At 72.2% G+C, this 16,286-nt stretch carries 17 protein-coding genes; 8 read left to right on the top strand and 9 right to left on the bottom strand.

The window, feature by feature from the left end:
• Nucleotides 1-20 precede the first annotated feature (20 nt).
• Entirely contained in the window at nucleotides 21-929 is a 909-nt protein-coding gene (locus tag FCH28_RS00155; RefSeq protein ID WP_136737599.1) for a LysR family transcriptional regulator, read from the bottom strand.
• A 74-nt stretch (nucleotides 930-1,003) separates the two neighbouring features.
• Between FCH28_RS00155 and FCH28_RS00150 the strand changes: the two genes are divergently transcribed.
• On the top strand, nucleotides 1,004-2,077 hold the full coding sequence (locus tag FCH28_RS00150; RefSeq protein WP_136737598.1) for a DMT family transporter: 1,074 nt from the start codon (nucleotides 1,004-1,006) through the stop codon (nucleotides 2,075-2,077).
• Between the two features lie 110 nt (nucleotides 2,078-2,187).
• Here the strand turns inward: FCH28_RS00150 and FCH28_RS00145 are convergent, their stop codons facing one another.
• Entirely contained in the window at nucleotides 2,188-2,553 is a 366-nt protein-coding gene (locus tag FCH28_RS00145; protein WP_136737597.1) for a MerR family transcriptional regulator, read from the bottom strand.
• Between the two features lie 119 nt (nucleotides 2,554-2,672).
• Here FCH28_RS00145 and FCH28_RS00140 point away from each other — a divergent pair, with 119 nt between their 5' ends.
• A complete protein-coding gene (locus FCH28_RS00140; RefSeq protein WP_136737596.1) occupies nucleotides 2,673-3,167 on the top strand; it encodes a hypothetical protein in 495 nt (164 codons plus the stop codon).
• A 106-nt stretch (nucleotides 3,168-3,273) separates the two neighbouring features.
• Here the strand turns inward: FCH28_RS00140 and FCH28_RS00135 are convergent, their stop codons facing one another.
• A complete protein-coding gene (locus tag FCH28_RS00135) occupies nucleotides 3,274-4,605 on the bottom strand; it encodes an aminotransferase class I/II-fold pyridoxal phosphate-dependent enzyme (protein ID WP_136737595.1) in 1,332 nt (443 codons plus the stop codon).
• Nucleotides 4,606-4,797: 192 nt separating this feature from the next.
• Between FCH28_RS00135 and FCH28_RS00130 the strand changes: the two genes are divergently transcribed.
• Both FCH28_RS00130 and FCH28_RS00125 read left to right on the top strand, forming a co-directional pair.
• Complete coding sequence (locus FCH28_RS00130; protein ID WP_136738276.1) at nucleotides 4,798-5,442, top strand: pyridoxamine 5'-phosphate oxidase family protein; 645 nt, start codon at nucleotides 4,798-4,800, stop codon at nucleotides 5,440-5,442.
• An 8-nt stretch (nucleotides 5,443-5,450) separates the two neighbouring features.
• Nucleotides 5,451-6,131, top strand: coding sequence for an FMN-binding negative transcriptional regulator (locus FCH28_RS00125; protein WP_136737594.1), 681 nt, complete (start codon nucleotides 5,451-5,453; stop codon nucleotides 6,129-6,131).
• Nucleotides 6,132-6,215: 84 nt separating this feature from the next.
• Here the strand turns inward: FCH28_RS00125 and FCH28_RS00120 are convergent, their stop codons facing one another.
• The 3 genes from FCH28_RS00120 to FCH28_RS00110 form a co-directional block, all read right to left on the bottom strand.
• Complete coding sequence (locus FCH28_RS00120) at nucleotides 6,216-7,196, bottom strand: DMT family transporter (RefSeq protein ID WP_136737593.1); 981 nt, start codon at nucleotides 7,194-7,196, stop codon at nucleotides 6,216-6,218.
• Between the two features lie 178 nt (nucleotides 7,197-7,374).
• Nucleotides 7,375-8,364, bottom strand: a complete 990-nt coding sequence (locus tag FCH28_RS00115) for an EamA family transporter (protein WP_246102352.1) — start codon at nucleotides 8,362-8,364, stop codon at nucleotides 7,375-7,377.
• Nucleotides 8,365-8,647: 283 nt separating this feature from the next.
• Nucleotides 8,648-9,178, bottom strand: coding sequence for a Clp protease N-terminal domain-containing protein (locus FCH28_RS00110; protein ID WP_246102189.1), 531 nt, complete (start codon nucleotides 9,176-9,178; stop codon nucleotides 8,648-8,650).
• 312 nt (nucleotides 9,179-9,490) lie between these two features.
• Here FCH28_RS00110 and FCH28_RS00105 point away from each other — a divergent pair, with 312 nt between their 5' ends.
• Nucleotides 9,491-9,919 (top strand): type II toxin-antitoxin system Rv0910 family toxin, encoded by a 429-nt coding sequence (locus FCH28_RS00105; protein ID WP_136737591.1) that lies wholly within the window; start codon nucleotides 9,491-9,493, stop codon nucleotides 9,917-9,919.
• 82 nt (nucleotides 9,920-10,001) lie between these two features.
• On the opposite strand, the gene FCH28_RS00100 is transcribed toward FCH28_RS00105, so the two are convergent.
• Nucleotides 10,002-10,640: a PadR family transcriptional regulator gene (locus tag FCH28_RS00100; RefSeq protein ID WP_136738274.1), complete on the bottom strand. Its 639-nt coding sequence runs from the start codon at nucleotides 10,638-10,640 to the stop codon at nucleotides 10,002-10,004.
• 300 nt (nucleotides 10,641-10,940) lie between these two features.
• Between FCH28_RS00100 and FCH28_RS00095 the strand changes: the two genes are divergently transcribed.
• Nucleotides 10,941-11,762 carry a PhzF family phenazine biosynthesis protein gene (locus FCH28_RS00095; protein WP_136737590.1) on the top strand — a complete coding sequence of 274 codons (822 nt, stop codon included), beginning with the start codon at nucleotides 10,941-10,943 and terminating at the stop codon, nucleotides 11,760-11,762.
• Nucleotides 11,763-11,808: 46 nt separating this feature from the next.
• On the opposite strand, the gene FCH28_RS00090 is transcribed toward FCH28_RS00095, so the two are convergent.
• On the bottom strand, nucleotides 11,809-12,651 hold the full coding sequence (locus FCH28_RS00090) for a CPBP family intramembrane glutamic endopeptidase (RefSeq protein ID WP_136737589.1): 843 nt from the start codon (nucleotides 12,649-12,651) through the stop codon (nucleotides 11,809-11,811).
• A gap of 375 nt (nucleotides 12,652-13,026) precedes the next feature.
• On the bottom strand, nucleotides 13,027-14,574 hold the full coding sequence (locus FCH28_RS00085; RefSeq protein ID WP_136737588.1) for a glutamate-cysteine ligase family protein: 1,548 nt from the start codon (nucleotides 14,572-14,574) through the stop codon (nucleotides 13,027-13,029).
• Nucleotides 14,575-15,141: 567 nt separating this feature from the next.
• Here FCH28_RS00085 and FCH28_RS00080 point away from each other — a divergent pair.
• Nucleotides 15,142-15,735, top strand: a complete 594-nt coding sequence (locus FCH28_RS00080) for a hypothetical protein (RefSeq protein ID WP_136737587.1) — start codon at nucleotides 15,142-15,144, stop codon at nucleotides 15,733-15,735.
• A gap of 343 nt (nucleotides 15,736-16,078) precedes the next feature.
• The gene (locus tag FCH28_RS00075; RefSeq protein ID WP_169314039.1) at nucleotides 16,079-16,285 is read left to right on the top strand and encodes a DUF5999 family protein; all 207 of its coding nucleotides are present in this window, start codon (nucleotides 16,079-16,081) and stop codon (nucleotides 16,283-16,285) included.
• Nucleotide 16,286 lies beyond the last annotated feature (1 nt).

Raw genomic sequence — 16,286 nt, 5'->3', positions numbered from 1 at the left:
GGCGCCGGGGGGGTGGGTGATCAGCTGCCCGCCACGCTCTTCCCCGCCGTCCGGAGCGCGGCGACGGCGGCCCGGATCGAGGGCCGGCGGTCGGCGTCGGCGCGCCAGATGGCATAGACATGGCGGCGCATGGGATGGCGTACCGGCACCACGCTCACCCCCTCCGGCACCGGCCCCCGGCCAAGACGTGGGGCGACCGCGATGCCCAGCCCGGCGGCGATCAGCGCGAGTTGGGTGTTGTGCTCCTCCGCCATATGCGCGATGCGCGGCTCGACGCCCTTGCTGCGCAGGGTGAACATCAGCCAGTCGTGGCAGAACTCGCCCTGCGGCCAGGAGATCCACTCGTCGTCCGCGAATTCCTCCAGCTCCACGGACCGCCGGTGCGCCAGCCGGTGATCCGACGGCATCGCCACATCGGCCGAGTCGTCGAGGAGCGGGGCCTTCGCCAGCCCGTCGGGCAGCGAGAGCGGCCGGTTGTACCAGTCGAGGACGACCGCGAGGTCGATGTCGCCACGCATCACGCCCCGTACGGAGTCCTCCGGTTCCAGCTCCGCCAGCCGGGCGCGGAGCTGCGGGTGTTCGGTGCGGAGGGCGGCGAGGGCGGCCGGGAAGAGCCCGCGTGCCGCGGTGGGGAAGGCACCCAGCCGCAGCTCGCCGACCGCCTGGCCGCGATGCGCCTCCAGCTCGGCCTGCGCCAGCTCGACCTGGGAGAGGATGCGCACGGCGTGGTCGGCGAGCAGCCGTCCCGCGTCGGTCAGCCGCACCCCGCGCCCGTTCTTCGCCAGCAATTGCTGTCCGGTCTCCCGCTCCAGCTTGGCGATCTGCTGGGAAACGGCCGAGGTCGTGACATGCAGCCCGTCGGCGGCCGCGCTCACCGAACCATGGCGGGCGACCGCGCTCAGCGTCCGTAGGCGATCAAGGTTCAACATATAAGCAATGCTAAGCGATACCGGCCACGAAAACTCGCTTGTGCTACGAAGTCGCGCCCCGCATCGTAGACGTCATGAGCACCGCCACCGGCCCAGCCCCCTCGCCCGCGCACACCACCAACTCCCCCACGGCGCGCACCACGACCGCCTCGACGAGCACCACCGGCTCCCCGGACTCCGGGAGCGGCCCGGCCCGCCGGCGGGCCCTCGCCTGGCCGGTGCGCTTCGCCGCCCTCTGCCTCGTCTGGGGCTTCAGCTTCCTGTTCATCAAGCTGGGCACCGGCGCCTTCGCCCCGTTGCAGGTCACGCTGGGCCGGTTGGCATTCGGCGCGATGGTCCTGGTGGCGATGCTCGCGATCAAGCGTGAGCGGCTGCCGCGCTCCGCTCGTACGTGGGGCCATCTGGCGGTCGCCGCGTTCCTGCTCAACGCCCTCCCGTTCTCCCTCTTCGCCTACTCCGAGCTGACCATCCCCTCCACGCTGGCCGGCATCTGCAACGCCACCTCCCCTCTCTGGGGCATGGCACTGTCGCTCGTCGCGCTCTCCGAGGACCGCCCCACCCGGCGCCGGGTCGCGGGGCTGGGCATCGGCTTCCTGGGCGTGCTGACCGTGCTCGGGGTCTGGCAGGGCTTCACCGGCACGGATCCGGCGGGCACCGCGATGGCCCTCGGCGCCGCGCTCTGCTACCCCATCGGCTGGATCTACGTCCGCCGGACCGTGGCGGGCGCCAAGCACTCGCACCTGTCCATGTCCAGCGCCCAGCTGATGCTGGCCACCCTCCAACTGGCCGTCGTGACACCGCTGTTCACGTCCCTGCCGGCCAGTTACCCGCTCGTCCCGCTGCTCGCCGTCTTCGCGCTCGGCGCACTGGGCACCGGCCTCGCCTTCCTCCTGCAGTACGGCCTGGTCGCCGAAGTCGGCCCCACCACCGCCCAGATGGTCACCTACTTCATCCCGGTGATCGCCACCACTGCCGGCGTGGCGCTCCTGAACGAACCACTGAGCTGGAACACACCGGTCGGCGCCCTCATCGTCCTGGCCGGCGCCGCCCTCACGCAGAGCAAGCCCCGCCCCACACGGCCGTCCGCCCCCACCAAGCCCGCGGCCGTCACCCCCTCCGTCACGGCCGGGTCCGGCACCGACTCCTAGGGGCTGTCCGACGGCTCAGGGCCGGAAGGCCCTGGGACCACCCGGGCGCGGCCAACCGGCCCGCCGCGCCCGGCCTGAGCTCCCCGACTCGACCGGTCTCCACCTCGCGCTCAGCCGGCTTGGCCGGCCGCCCGCAACGGGCATCCGGTGCCGATGCGCGCTTCCAGGTCGGCCCGCAGAGCGGCGAGTTCGGCCATGCGCGCGTCGACAACCTTGATCTTCTCCGCGAACAGCGCGGACAGCGCTTCCGCGGTGTCCGGCGCGGCGCGCAGTTCCTCTCCGTGCCGTGCGATCTCCGCCAGCGAGAATCCGAGCGTCTGCGCGGTGCGGACGTACTGCAGCCAGGTCACCGTCTCGGGCGGGAAGTCGCGATAGCCGTTGGCCAGCCGTCGCCCCGTGACCAGGCCGACCTTCTCGTAGAAGCGAATGGTGTCCTTGGTCATCCCGGCCTGCGCGGCCAGCTCTCCGATACGCATGACTCCCCGTCAATTGCTGCCGGACACCGGGCTCGACCTTGACACCGGGCTTGACCTTGGAGCTTACTCCACTGTTTACCGTGAGGCGTCGCTGCCGAGAGACCAGCAGGAGCCTCATCGTGATCCGCCCTTTCGCCCCTTCCCACGCCGCCTATCTTCGGATCGTCCGCGCGAGTGCCTGGTACGACCTCGTCGTCACGGCGGGATTCGCGACGCCGTGGACGTACGCACTGCTGCACGGTGGACTGTCGTCGCTCAGTGGGTCGCTCGGGCTGGGAGTGCTGCCCGCCCTCGCCCCGATGGAGACCCTGTACGCGAATCTGATGGGTTCGGTCGTGGTCGTCTGGGCCCTCCTGCGCATCGTCAAACCGCTGCCGGTGCACGGACTGTTCGACGGCGTCGCGCGCACGCTGTTCGCCATGTGGCAGGCGTACGCGCTGGCCCACGGCGCCATGCGGCTGCTGTGGCTGTTCTTCGCCGTCGAGGTGGTGTTCGGCCTCGTCGAGCTCGTGCCGTGGGCGCGGAACCGTCGCACCAACCGTGCGGACGGCCTGGCCGGCCCGGCCGATGGGCGCCCGGCCGATGGGCTCCCGCTCGGCGCAGCGACTCGGTAACGACGGAGCCGGCCACTTGCCGCTACGGGCGGGTGCCTCAGAGCAGGCCGCTCCCCCGCCTTGCCGCACCGCACACCTACCTCTCTCTTACTCACGCTGCCTCGCCTCACTCATAGCGTCGGGCCTCACCCACCCCCGTCGCCGAGGCGACCGCCTCCGCCACCGGATCCATGTCGTCGTCGGACAGCGTGGACACGGTGATCCGTACGCCTGGCGGCGAATGCAGGCGGAAGCGTGCGCCGGGAGCGACGGCCCAGCCGGCGTGCAGGAGTCGGGCCACCGCGCCCGTCTCGTCCGGCACCGGCACCCAGACGTTCATCCCGCTGCGCCCCCTCGCGCGCACTCCGCGCCCCGCCAACGCCCGTATCAGTGCGTCCCGCCGCCGGTCGTACTCTCCGGCGACCACCGCCGGCTCGATCGCGGACGTCCGCCACAGATGGGCGACCGTGTCCTGGAGGAGATGACTGACCCAGCCGGGGCCCAGACGCTGCCTTCCGCACACCCGGTCCACGGTGGTGGCGTCGCCCGTGAGCACCGCGAGGCGCAGGTCCGGGCCATACGCCTTGGCCGTGGAGCGCACCAGCACCCAGTGGTCGGTGACGCCGGCGAGCGGATGCAGCGGGAGGTCGACGATGCCGTGGCCATGGTCGTCCTCGATGAGGAGGACGCCGGGGTGCTGGGACAGCAGGGTGCGGAGTTCGGTGGCCCGGGGCTGAGTGATGGCCGCTCCGGTGGGGTTCTGGGCCCGGTCGGTGACTATCACCGCCCGTGCGCCGTCCTCGATCGCGCGCGCCAACTGCTCGGGCAGCGGCCCTTCGTCATCCAGTCCGACCGGTGCGGCCCGCAGCCCGAGCGCCGGGATGAGGTCCAGCAGGCTGCCCCATCCGGGATCCTCCACCGCGACGGTGTCGCCGGGCCGGAGGTGCGCGGCCAGTACGCGCTCTATGGCGTCCAGCGAGCCGCTGGTGACGGCGATCGGACCGTCCGGCACGCCATCGGCGGCGAAGGCCGAGCGGGCCAGTGCCGCCAGGTCGTCGTCCACCGCGGGGGCACCGTAGAGCACGGGGCGCCGGGCACTGCGCGCCGCCGCCTCGGCCAGCGCCCGCTCCAGCGGAGGGAGCAGCACCGGGTCGGGGTTGCCGTCCGAGGCGTCCCGGACGCCCGGCGGGACCTCCACGCGCAGCGCCTCGCGCGCGGTGCTGGCGGGCCGTGGCCGCACCCGGCTGCCGCGCCGGCCGGCGGTTTCGATCACACCGCGGTCGCGCAGCGTGCGGTAAGCGGCCGCGACGGTATTCGGATTGACCTCCAGATAGACGGCCAACTCCCTTAGCGGAGGCAGCACTTCGCCCGGTTGGAGCTCGCCCGCACCGACGGCTCGCTCGACGCTGGCGGCAATCTCCGATGCGCGCCGCCCTTCGATCCGATACTCTCCTAGCACAAATTTGATTATGCACTAGTGCAATGGAGTTGGCAAGTGGACCAGGTCGAGCAGGTTCAGCAGGCAGAGCAGCAGGTCGAGCCGAGCGAAGAGCGCGGTCGGACGGAACGGATCGGGCACGGGAACGCGGCGACGGCACCAGCAGACGCGAAGGCCACCGAAAGCGCGGCCTACCCGACGACCGACCGCACCATCCCCACCCGCGCCCGCGAGCGCGCCGCCTACGACCACGAGACGGTGCACGCGATCCTCGACGCGGGATACGTCTGCCACCTGGGCTTTGTGCGCGACGGCGCCCCGGTCGTCCTGCCCACGCTCTACGGCCGCGTCGGCGACCGCCTCTACCTGCACGGATCGACGGGCGCTCGGCCGCTCCGAATGGCCGGCGGGGCGCCGGACCCGGGCCTCCCGGTCTGTGTCACCGTCACCCACGTCGACGGGCTGGTCCTGGCCAGGTCCGCGTTCCACCACTCGATCAACTACCGCAGCGTCGTGGTCCACGGCACCGCCCATCAGGTCACCGACCACGCCGAGAAGACAGCCGCACTCGACGCGCTCGTCGACCAGGTCGTGCCGGGCCGCGCCGCCGACTCCCGGCCGGGCAACACCAAGGAGCTGGCCGCCACCGCCGTGATCCGTCTCGATCTGCGCGAGGTCTCCGCCAAGATCCGCACCGGCGGGCCCCACGACGAGCCGGAGGACCTCGCGCTGCCCCACTGGAGCGGCGTCCTCCCGGTGGCCCCCGTATACGGCGCCCCCATACCGTCAGACGATCTCGCACCGGGCACCGCACTGCCCGCGTACCTCTCGGCCCTCTCCCCCGTCGCCGAAAGCTGAGGCGTCGCATGCTGATCCATCCCTGGGACGCCCCCACCGACGACGCCGAGTGGCAGGACTGGCTCGCCGCGCACGACTTCGGGCAGCTGGCCGTCAACGGATCGCCGGGCGAGGCGCCGCTGCTGCAACCACTGCACTTCGCGTACGACCCCGCGTGCAACGAAGCCGTCACGCATCTGGCCCGCCCCAACCCCATCTGGCGCGCGCTGGAGGGCCGGCCGACGGTCCTGTTGAGCGTGGTGGACGATTACGCGTTCATACCGGGCCCGTGGCAGGCGACAGAGGACCAGCCGCCCGAGCACGGCGCCCCGACCAGCTTCTATGCCGCGGTCCAGCTGACCTGCACCGCTCATGTCGTGGACGATCCGGAGGCCAAGGCGGCCCTGCTGCAACGGCAGACGGACCACTTCCAGCCGGAGGGGGGCACGGCTCCGGTCGCCGCGGGCGAGGCACCGTTCGGACGGCTGCTCTCCGGTATTCGCGGGCTGCGGCTCGAAGTACGCGAGGTGCGCGCCAAGTTCAAGTACGCGGGCAAGCGGAGCGAGGCCGTCCAGCGGCGCATCTCGGAGCGCCTCGCCGAGCGGGACGCGCCCGGCGACGCGGCGGCCCGCATCAACCAGCAGCGCCGCCTGGCGGCCGCCACCATGCCGATGCCCAGGTCCGCGCCCCGCCCCGCGTCAGGGTCCTGAGGGGCGGGCCCCCGCCTGCCCGCCCGGATGCCCCGATGCCCGGATGCCCGGCCGGAGTGGCGCCCGCCGGCCGGGCATCGCACCTCAGCCCGCGACCGCCGCCGCCCGCGCCGCCACCGCGCCCCGCGCCTCCGTGACCGCCAGCGCGGCAACGGCCGTCAGCAGTACGGCGGTGCCGGCCGCGGTCGCCATCGTGAGCCGCTCGCCGAGGAACAGCACCGCGAGGGCCGCCGCCGACACCGGCTCGATCAGCGAGATCACCGATGCGGTCGCGGCGCGTACGGCCGCCAGACCCGCGAAGTACAGCCCGTACGCCAACGCCGTCGGCACGGCCGCGATATAGCCCGTCAGAATCAGGCTGCGACCCAGATCGTGCGCCTGGGGCCACAGACCCTCCACCGCGGCGAACGGCAGCAGGATCAGCGCGCAGACCGCGAACGCGCTGATCGTCGAGGCATACGGGTCGCTGGCGCCGCCCCTACCCATCCTCCGGGTGGTGAGGGTCATCGCGGCGCAGCCGGCTGCGGACAGCAGGGCGTAACCGATGCCGGCAGGACGGACCGTACCGGCGCCGCCCCCGCCGAGGACGAGGACGGTGAGCCCGGCCAGGGCCCCGACGACGGCCAGGACGCCGCCCGCGCCGAGCCGTTCGCCCATGGTCAGTCGCGCGCCGATGGCGATGAGAACAGGTCCGGCCCCCATGGTGACGACGGTGCCGACGGCCAGTCCGGTGGCCTCCACGGAGGCGAAGTAGGCGGCCTGGAAGACGGCGAGGGCGAGGCCTGTGACGACGATCCGGGTGAGGCGCCGGCGGAGCGGTTCGTACGGGCGGGGGACGGTGAGCGCCCCCGTACGGCGGCGCAGCAACGCGCGTCCGGCCACTACGGCGAGCAGCAGGACCAGGCCCCCGAAGGTGCGCCAGAAAGTGAGGGAGATCGGGCCGAGCCCGCTGCCCCGGTAGAGGAGGGCGGCGGCCGCGCCGGCGGTGCCCCAGGCGGTCGCGGCGAAGGTCACGTACAACAGCCCCCGGCCCACGGGCAGGGCGGAGGTGGGAACGGCATGCATGGGAGAGGTGCTCCGGGAAATCCAGGACGGCGCGGTGCGCCGTGGAATGGTCGCGTGGTCCCGTGTACGGGCAGCGACGATCGGCTCGGGAACCTGCCCGAGCCGGGTTTTCCTCGGAGGCCGCCGCCCGCGCTACGCGGCGGGAGGGGGCAGCACAGTCAAACGCATGTTCGTGACCCTATGTGGCGGGTGAGCCGGCCGACAAGTCGTCCCCGGAGTGCGCGGCCGATCCGGCGCTCCCGGGGGCGGTGGCCTCCCCGCCGTGCACCGGGCCGGACCCCGCCACGGTCACCGTCTCCGTCGCCTTCGGCTTGGCCGACTGCGCGATGAAGGCGCCGAGCAGCACCACCGTCCCGCCCGCGATCTGCGGTGCGGAGAGGTGCTCGCCGAGCAGCACCCACGCCAGGACCGTCGCGATCACCGCCTCCAGGCAGGCGACCACACCGGCCACCTGGGGGGAGAGGAGGCGAATCGACACCACTCCGGTGAGGTAGGCGAGCACCGTGGCGATCAGCACGATCCAGGCGAGGAGCAGCGCGGCGGGCACCGCGGTGCCGTTCATGTCCGCGCTGCCGCCGAGCAGCGACCAGTCCATGCCCCAGGGGCGGGCGATCAGCGTGAGCACCGCGGCGCCGATCAGCAGCCCGTACGCGCTCACGCCGAGCGGGTCCACCGGGTCGTCGCCGTCGCTGCCGTGGTCGGAGAGGACGAAGTAGCCGACCTGGCAGCAGGCCGCGCCAAGAGCGAGAGCGAGGCCTATGACGTCGAAGCTCAGCCCGGACCACACCTCGACGACGCAGGCCAGGCCGCCGACGGCCAGTACGACGCCGACCGCGGCGGCTCGGGTGACCGGCCGTTTCTGGACGAACCGCACCCAGCCCAGTACCAGGGCGGGCGCCAGGTATTCGATGAGCAGCGCGACGCCGACGGGGATTCGGGAGAGGGCGGCGAAGTAGCAGGCCTGCACGCCGGCGACGGCGAGCAGGCCGAAGCCCATGAGCAGGGCGGGCCGACGGCGCGGCAGGTCACGGTGGCGCCAGGCGACGGGCAGCATGACCAGGGCGGCGCCGGCCACCCGCAGCCAGGTGACGTGCAGCGGTTCGAGTCCGGCCGCGATCAGCGGCTTGGCGGCCACGCCCGAGCCGCCGAAGGCGAGGGCGGAGAGCAGCGCGAGGGCGAGGGCGGCGCCCCTGCCCCGAGCCGCGCCGCCGCTGGATGCCCCGGGGGCGGGTGGTGACTTCCGGGTCGCCCCGGATGCCCGAGTTCCCCGGCCGGACCCTGGATTGCCCTGAGGGGACCCTGGATTTCCCTGCCCGGACCCCGGGGATATCTGGCCGGATCCTGGAGTTCCCTGGCCCGTGGTGGTCGCTGGACCGGCCGGGCTCCCCGATGACGCGTGCATCGGGTCATCATGACAGCCGTCGTCAGCAGCGCCACCCCGGATACCCCTGTCAGTCCTGGCCGGGGCGGTCCCCGTCCAGGCGGGCGGCGATCAGGGCGGTGTCGACGGAGGCGCGGCGCAGGACTTCGACGGCGCGGGACTCGGGGTCGTCCACGAGGGCGGCGAGCAGGTCGAGGCAGCCCGCCCGGGTGGCGTAGCCGGCATGGGCGCGGTCGAGGGCGCCGTCCAGGGCCGCGGCCGCGGCGGGCGACCAGCCGGGGACGCCGCCCTCGGTGACCAGGGGGACGGCGCCGGAGTCCTCGACGGTCCCGTGCCACCGGAGTCCGTAGCCGATGCTGCGTTGGACGAGGTAGCCGAGCAGCCGGGCGACCTGTGGTCCGCCGTCGAAGGTGTCGCGGACCGCGGGGTCTGTCTCCAGGAGACCGTGCAGCAGGTGGGCGGTGTCGACCTGCCGGTCACCATCGCGGTGGGCCCGCCTACGGGCCGCGGCCACGACCGACGCGAGCTCCACGGTGAGCCGGCTGTCGAGGTCGTCCTGGGCGGCGCCTTCGCCGCCGGTGTACGCAGTACGGTTTTGCACAGTCCCACCCCACCAGCCCCCGGGAGGGGCAGCATCCCCGGAGCGAAGCATTTGCGCATCCCACCGTGGTTGGGGACGCTCGCACCGGCTCTCATCCTCAGGGAGGAGACGGATGCCCCGCGGTCAGGAGGGGGCGGGCGCCGATCCGCCCGGGATCATCCCCGTATGCGCCCTCTGAGCTCCCCCGAACCCCCTACCCCCACCCAAATTTGACGCCCCATCAGATTTGGTGCCCGCCGCTATTGAACCTTCATCCCCGTCCGGCTACGTTCCGCGGCACCAGCCAGGGACAGTCACCGAAGGGGTGGTCGCATGGCCGAAGTCACCGCTCAGGCCCGCATCGAGGCTCCGGCCGGCAAGGTCTGGGACCGGCTCACCGACTTCGACTCGTACGGACAGTGGAACGCCACCCACACCGCCTTCCCCAAGGGCGGCCCGGAAAAGCTCGAAGTGGGCGCGACCTATGAGGAGAACATGAAGCTGATGGGCTTCCCGGCCGAGGTCAACTGGACCGTACGGGAGCTGGAGCCGGGCCGCCTGCTCGACATCAAGGGCAAGGGCCCGATGGGCGTCAGCCTGGGGATGCGCTACGAGCTGACGTCGGACGGCGGAGCGACGACGCTCCGGATCGACGGGGAGTTCACCGGCGCGGCGGTGTCCCTGATGGCGGGGAGGCTGAAGGACTCGGCGGGCGCCGCCCTCAACGAGTCGCTCGGCAAACTCGCGGGACTGGTGTCATAGGGCGCCTCGGGTTTTCGTACGCGGAGGCCGTGGCCCGTACGACACCGGCCACGGCCCCCCTCACTCACCCCCCGGCAGCGGTTCAGTCCTCTTCCGCGAGGATCAGATACAGCTCCTTGCGCGCCTTGTTGACCACCGCCATGGCCTTCTCCCGCTGCTCGGGAGTGCCGGTGGCCCACACCTGGCGGAACGCCTCCACCAGGCCACCGCCCGCCTTTCGGATCTCGTTCATCGCCTCCCAGTCGATGCCGCGGCCGGCGTCCTCCCAGGGGGCGTCCGAGCCGCCTTCGGCCTCGGCGCGCCCGCTGTCGGTCAGCGAGAAGAGCTTCTTGCCGCCCTCGCTGGCGCTGGCGATCAGCCCCTCGTCCTCCAGGAGCTGGAGGGTGGGGTAGACCGAGCCGGGGCTGGGCTTCCACGCCCCGCCGCTGCGCTCGGCGATTTCCTGGATCATTTCGTAGCCGTGCATCGACCGGTCCTTGAGCAGCGCCAGGATCGAGGCGCGCACATCGCCGCGCCGCGCCCGGCCGCGCGGTCCGCCGCGACCCCGGCCGCCACCGAACGGCGGCCCCCCGAAGGGCGGCCCGAACGGCCCGAAGGCGGCGCGCCGCCGCTCGAAGCCGCCGACGAAGTCGCCCCAGCCGCCGTGGCGCCCGGGTCCGCAGTGCTCGTGCCGATGCTCATGACCGTGCTCACGTCCGTGTTCGTGTCCTTGGGAACGCATGGTGGCGTCCTCCCTTTCCTCGTCTTCCTTGTCCGAGTCCTTGGCCATGGACCAAGGTCGCCATCGTTGATCGATCGCGATGCTTCAACGATATATCGGAACTGTTCGGCGAGCAATCCCTTTCGCCGGCCCTGCTGTGTCGCCGTCCCTGTCGCCGTCCCTGTTGTCGGCACTGTCGCCGTCCTGTCGTCGGCGCGGTCGTCGGCCTTCCGGCAGCCGCCCTCTCGCGGCCCCCTCCGGGGCCAATTTCCCGGGATTGGCCTTGGCCTGCGGCTTTGCGCCGCCCCTACGCTCACGGCCATGAGGATTCGTATCGTCGACGCCTTCACCGAGCGTCCGTTCGCCGGCAACCCCGCGGGGGTCGTACTCCTCGACTCCGACGCCTTCCCCGATGACGCCTGGCTCCAGCAGGTCGCCACCGAGGTCAATCTCTCCGAGACCGCCTTCGCGCACCCGCTGCCCGGAGGCGGCGACGCCGACTGGGCACTGCGCTGGCTGACCCCGGCCGCCGAAGTGAACATGTGCGGGCACGCCACCCTGGCCACCGCGCATGTCCTGCACAGCACGGGGACGGCCACCGGGACGGTGCGCTTCCGCACCCGCAGCGGGGTGCTGACCACTACGGCCGGCGACGACGGGACCATCTCGATGGACTTCCCGACCGCGCCGCTGACGCCGGTCGAGGTGCCGCCGGTCGTCGCCGACGCGCTCGGCTCCGAGATCCGCTGCGCATACGACACGGGTCCCGACGTCGGCGACCTCCTGGTCGAGCTGGCCGACGAGAAGTCCGTACGGGCCCTGTCCCCGGACTTCAGGGCGCTGGCCGGGCACGGGGGCCGGGGCGTGATCGCCACCGCGCGCGCCGAAGACCCCGACGGCGGCTACGACTTCGCCTCGCGCGGCTTCTTCCCGTATGTGGGCATCGACGAGGATCCGGTGACGGGCAGCGCGCACACCGCGCTCGCCCCGTTCTGGGCGCCGCGCATCGGCCGTGATGCGCTGGTCGGCCTGCAGGGTGGCGCCCGCACCGGCTTCGTACGGGTCGAACTGCGCGGCGACCGTACGCTGCTGACCGGCTCGGCGGTCACCGTCATCGACGGGGAACTGCTGGCCGGCGGCTGAGCGCGTCCGTTCCGGGGGGCGGGCCCGTCCTGCCCCCCGTCTCACCTCACGGCGTCGGCAACCACCCCACCCGGCCGGCCAGCAGCGCGTAGCCGAGGAACGCCACGATGTCGATCAGGGCGTGCGCGGCGACCAGCGGCCCGACCCGCCCCCACCGCCGGTACAGCAGCACGAAGATCACGCCCATCACCATGTTGCCGAAGAAGCCGCCGATGCCCTGGTAGAGGTGGTACGAGCCGCGCAGCACCGCGCTGGCCGCCAGCGCCGCCATCGGCGCCCACCCCAACTGCCCCAGCCTGCGCAGCAGATACCCGACGACGATGACCTCCTCCAGCACGGCGTTCTGCACCGCGGAGGCGATCAGCACCGGGATCTTCCACCACACGTCGGGCAGCGCTTCGGGCACCACCGTCAGATTGAATCCGGCCGCCCGCGCGCCCAGATAGAGCAGCAGACCGCTGCCGCCGATGACGGCCGCCAGCGCGGTGCCCCGGCTCAGATCGAAGAACGGGCGCCGCCGGTCGAAGCCGATCGCGGACAGCCCGCCGGCCCGTTCCCGCAGCAACAGATGCGCCACCAGGACGACGGGCACCAGCGCGGTCGCGATACCGAACAGCTGCCAGGCGAGATCCAGCCATGGCCGACCGGGCGCATGGGACCCGTTGAGCGTCGCCGCCTGGTCCTTGAGACCACCGGGCTTCGTCACCGAACCGACGAAGCTGATGACCGCCGACACCGCGCTGGCCCCCAGCGAGAGCGCCAGGACGATCAGCGTCTCACTGCGCAGAACACGCCTGCACGGCTCCTCGGCCACCCCCGCGCCGCCCCCCGATCCACGCCCCTGACCTGGAACGTCCGCATCGGCCACGGGACTTGTATCCGACTGCACGGCTTCCTCCACTTCCGCAATACCGCTCTTCGCCACCACCGCCCCGCCAGGGTCTCGAAAGCAGGTACGAAGATCGCGCGCGACAGGCCGAAGAACGCGCCATCCGCGTGGCGCGTTCCCTCTCCCCCGCGAATCCCGATCGGCCCCCGGGACATCGGACACCGGACATCGGGCTCCGAGAATCAGGAGAGGCGCTACCGCGAGGGGACGACACAGCTTGCCCGACGCCCCCGGACCACAGCACACGGGGTCCCGCCCCCGTACCTGGATGCTCTGGTCCGCAGCCTCAAGAACCTGTCCGACGCGGCGCGGCGCGGCCGGTGCCGGTGCCGGTGATCGCCATCGCCACCGACCCGGACGCCGGCGATCAGGCCCTTACGCCCCCTCGGCCACCCGCCGCTCCTCCGGTACCGCGGGCCGCCCGACCGCCCAGGCCACCGGCCAGGTGTGCACCGGCTCCCCGGTGCGCATCAGCTCGCTGTAGCGCCGGGTCATCGCGGCGAGCGCGCCGTCCCGTCCGAGGCCCTGGTGCAGCGCGTGGTGGTAGGCGGCGGCCTGCCAGGACGCCCCGTTCACCCGGCGGGCGCAGCGCGCTTCGATGATGCCCAGGTAGTGGTCCCGGTCGGCCGGTTCGACCCCCCAGGCGTCCAGGCCCTTGGCGGCCAGCGGCAGCAGCTCCTGGCGTACCAGCCGTACGGCCGGGATCTCGGCGAGGCCGCCGCCGCGCCCGGAGCGCGGCCAGAGGAGGGCCGCGTCGATGCCGTTCTTGCAGGCGGTGTCGAAGTTCTCGGCGGCGGCGGCGAACGGCAGCCGGGTCCAGACGGGGCGCGGTTCCTCGGCCAGCGCCCGCACCAGCCCGTAGTAGAAGGCCGTGTTGGCGATGACGTCGGCGATGGTGGGGCCGGCGGGCAGTACGCGGTTCTCCACCCGCAGGTGCGCGACACCGTCGGCGACCGCGTAAACGGGGCGGTTCCAGCGGTAGATCGTGCCGTTGTGCAGGACCAGTTCGCCCAGGTCCGGCGCCCCGCCCTCGTCGAGGATCCGCAGCGGCTCCTGCGGTCCGCAGAACGGCAGCAGCGGCGGGAAGAAGCGCAGATTCTCCTCGAAGAGGTCGTACGCGGAATCGATCCAGCGCTCGCCGAACCAGGTGCGGGGGCGTACTCCCTGGGCCGTGAGCTCGGGCGGCCGGGTGTCGGTGGCCTGGAGGAACACCGGCGGCCGGGACTCGCGCCACAGCTCGCGCCCGAAGACGAAGGGCGCGTTGGCACCGACCGCGACCTGCACCGCGGCGATGGCCTGCGCGGCGTTCCAGACGGCGGCAAAGCGGCCCGGTGTCACCTGGAGGTGCAGCTGGACCGAGGTACAGGCGGCCTCCGGCGCTATCGAGGGCGAGCTGGCCAGCAGATGCTCGACGCCCTGTATGTCGATCGCGAAGTCCTCGCCCCGGGCGGCCCGCATCTGGTCGTTGAGCAGCACATAGCGGTCGCTCTCGGAGAGGCTGGCGACGGTGAGGTCGGCGGCGGTCAGGGTCGGCAGGATGCCGATCATCACGATCTGCGCGGCGACCTCGCGGGCCTGCCGGTCGGCATAGGCGAGCCCCGTACGGAGTTCCTCGGCGAGCTGGTCCAGGACCCGGCCGCACAAACGGTGCGGCATGATGTTGACCTCCAGATTGCACTGGGCGAGTTCGGTCTGGAAATCACGGCTCGCGATACGGTCGAGCACCTGGGAGTTCAGCATGCGGGGCAGCCCGTCGGCGCCCGCCAGATTGAGCTCGATCTCCAGGCCCATGAGGTTTCTGGGCCGGTCGAACCGCTTCTCCGCCAGCATCCTCCGCAATGCCTCAAGACACTCGTGAAGCTTTCTTCGACAACGCTCCCGGTCCGCCGGATCGATCCCGTCCGCGGCGACCTTCTCCCCCATCGAAGGGTCCCTCCTCGAGTGAACGGCCCGCGGACACGGGCCGCTTGGGGTTACCCCGGCACTTCCGGGGCACACGCTACGGTCGATGATGCCCCGGTGATCTGATCGATAACGCCTCACCGGCAGGCGGGTACCGATAGGCTCGAATCAGCGGAGTTTCCCAGCGAGCCCGCGGGCATATCTCAGCGGCAATAGCCGCCCGCATTTTCCTGGTGGAATTCAACGACGAGATCCGGCCTACCGCATCGGCGGACGAATACGAGGTGGCGCCTCAAAAGCCCCGCACAAAGAGGCGGAAAACACCCCGGCGCAGAGTCTGGATTCCGCCTTGCCGGAAATTCGCACGGAAGCTAGCCGAAACACATTGAGAACATACGTCGTATAAACTTCCTCTCACGAGGCAGAGACTTGGCGCCCAGTTTGCGGTGTTCTCACCGGTGCCGGGGCACAGCGGCTGACCCCGCCGGGCCGCAGCTCCGGCCGGCCCTGCTCTGACCCCGCACCGCTGACAGCGCTGTCCGCACCTGCCCAGCTCCACCGTGTCTCCGAAGTGAGAGGCGACCCATCATGCCGCTGCATGTTCCCCCAGCTCCGGCGCCCGCCCTGCGCAGCGTCCTCGCCGCCCTCGGCTCGCCCACCGCGGTCAGTGAGGCCCCCGCCTCCGCCCTGCGCGCCCATCAGGGCCCGCTGAGCCCCGACCGTCCGCTGCCCGTGCACGTCTGGGACGACGTCCGCCGCCACGCGGGCGGCCCGCCGCGCACCCGCCTGGCCGGCTGGCGCTTCCAGGTCCGCGGCGGGGACCGTGCCGTGGCCACCGCCGAGGCGCGGCTGACCGCCGACGGCTGGACGTTCTCGCACTTCTGCGGCGGCCCCTATGTCGCCGCGACCGAACGGGCCCTGCAGCAGGCCGAGGCGCTGGCCGCGCCGTACCAGCCGCGGCTGCTGTCCGTACCGGACCTGTACATGCTCACGCTGTGGCTGCACCACGACATCGGCTCGGACGGCTCCGACGGCCTGCCGGACCCGGGTGACCTCCTCGTACCGCTGGCGCCCGCCCCGCCGGGTATCGCCCCGCACCGCCCGCAGCGCGTCGCGGACCTGCTCCCCCGGCTGTCGCTGCGCCTCGCTTCCGCCCCGCTGCTGGGCTCCCCGGCCGCCTGACCCCGGGCGCCGCCCCGGACACCGCGGGACGGTGCACCCGGCGTACGCCGTCCCGCAGAGCGCGCCCCGCGGCCCTTTCCGGCCGCGGGGCGCTCCGCCGTTCTCACCCGCGCGGGCTAGCCCGCCGCTACCACTACCAACCGCCTGTAGGAGGTGTGGATTTGGGAGCAACCGCCCGCACGGGTGACGCGTCCGTATCGAGTGAGTACCGCTGCTGCGAAATCCCTGCGGAATCCTCTCCGTAGGGCAACACTGGGACCGATCGAGGAAACGGGGGAGCGGCATGACGACCACATCGAGCCGCGAGACGACGTTCACCACTCCGCAGCGAAAGACAACTTCCATGTGTCAGCACCAACCGCCCTGCCCGTCAGCCGACTCCACCGACCGGGAAGCCGCGCACCCCGTGGCACACCACCCGGAGCAGGGCTGGAGCCTGCTGTGCAACGGCGTCCTGCTCTTCGAGGACACCGGTGAGCTGCTGCCGGACGGGCAGGTCATCGCCCCGCACCGGCCGCTCGGCGGCGCACGGGTCGTCACCGCAGCCTGAC

Origin of the sequence: Streptomyces piniterrae, from assembly GCF_005048155.1 — a bacterium.
Classification (GTDB): Bacteria; Actinomycetota; Actinomycetes; order Streptomycetales; family Streptomycetaceae; genus Streptomyces; species Streptomyces piniterrae.
This window is presented reverse-complemented; position numbering and strand designations above follow the sequence as displayed.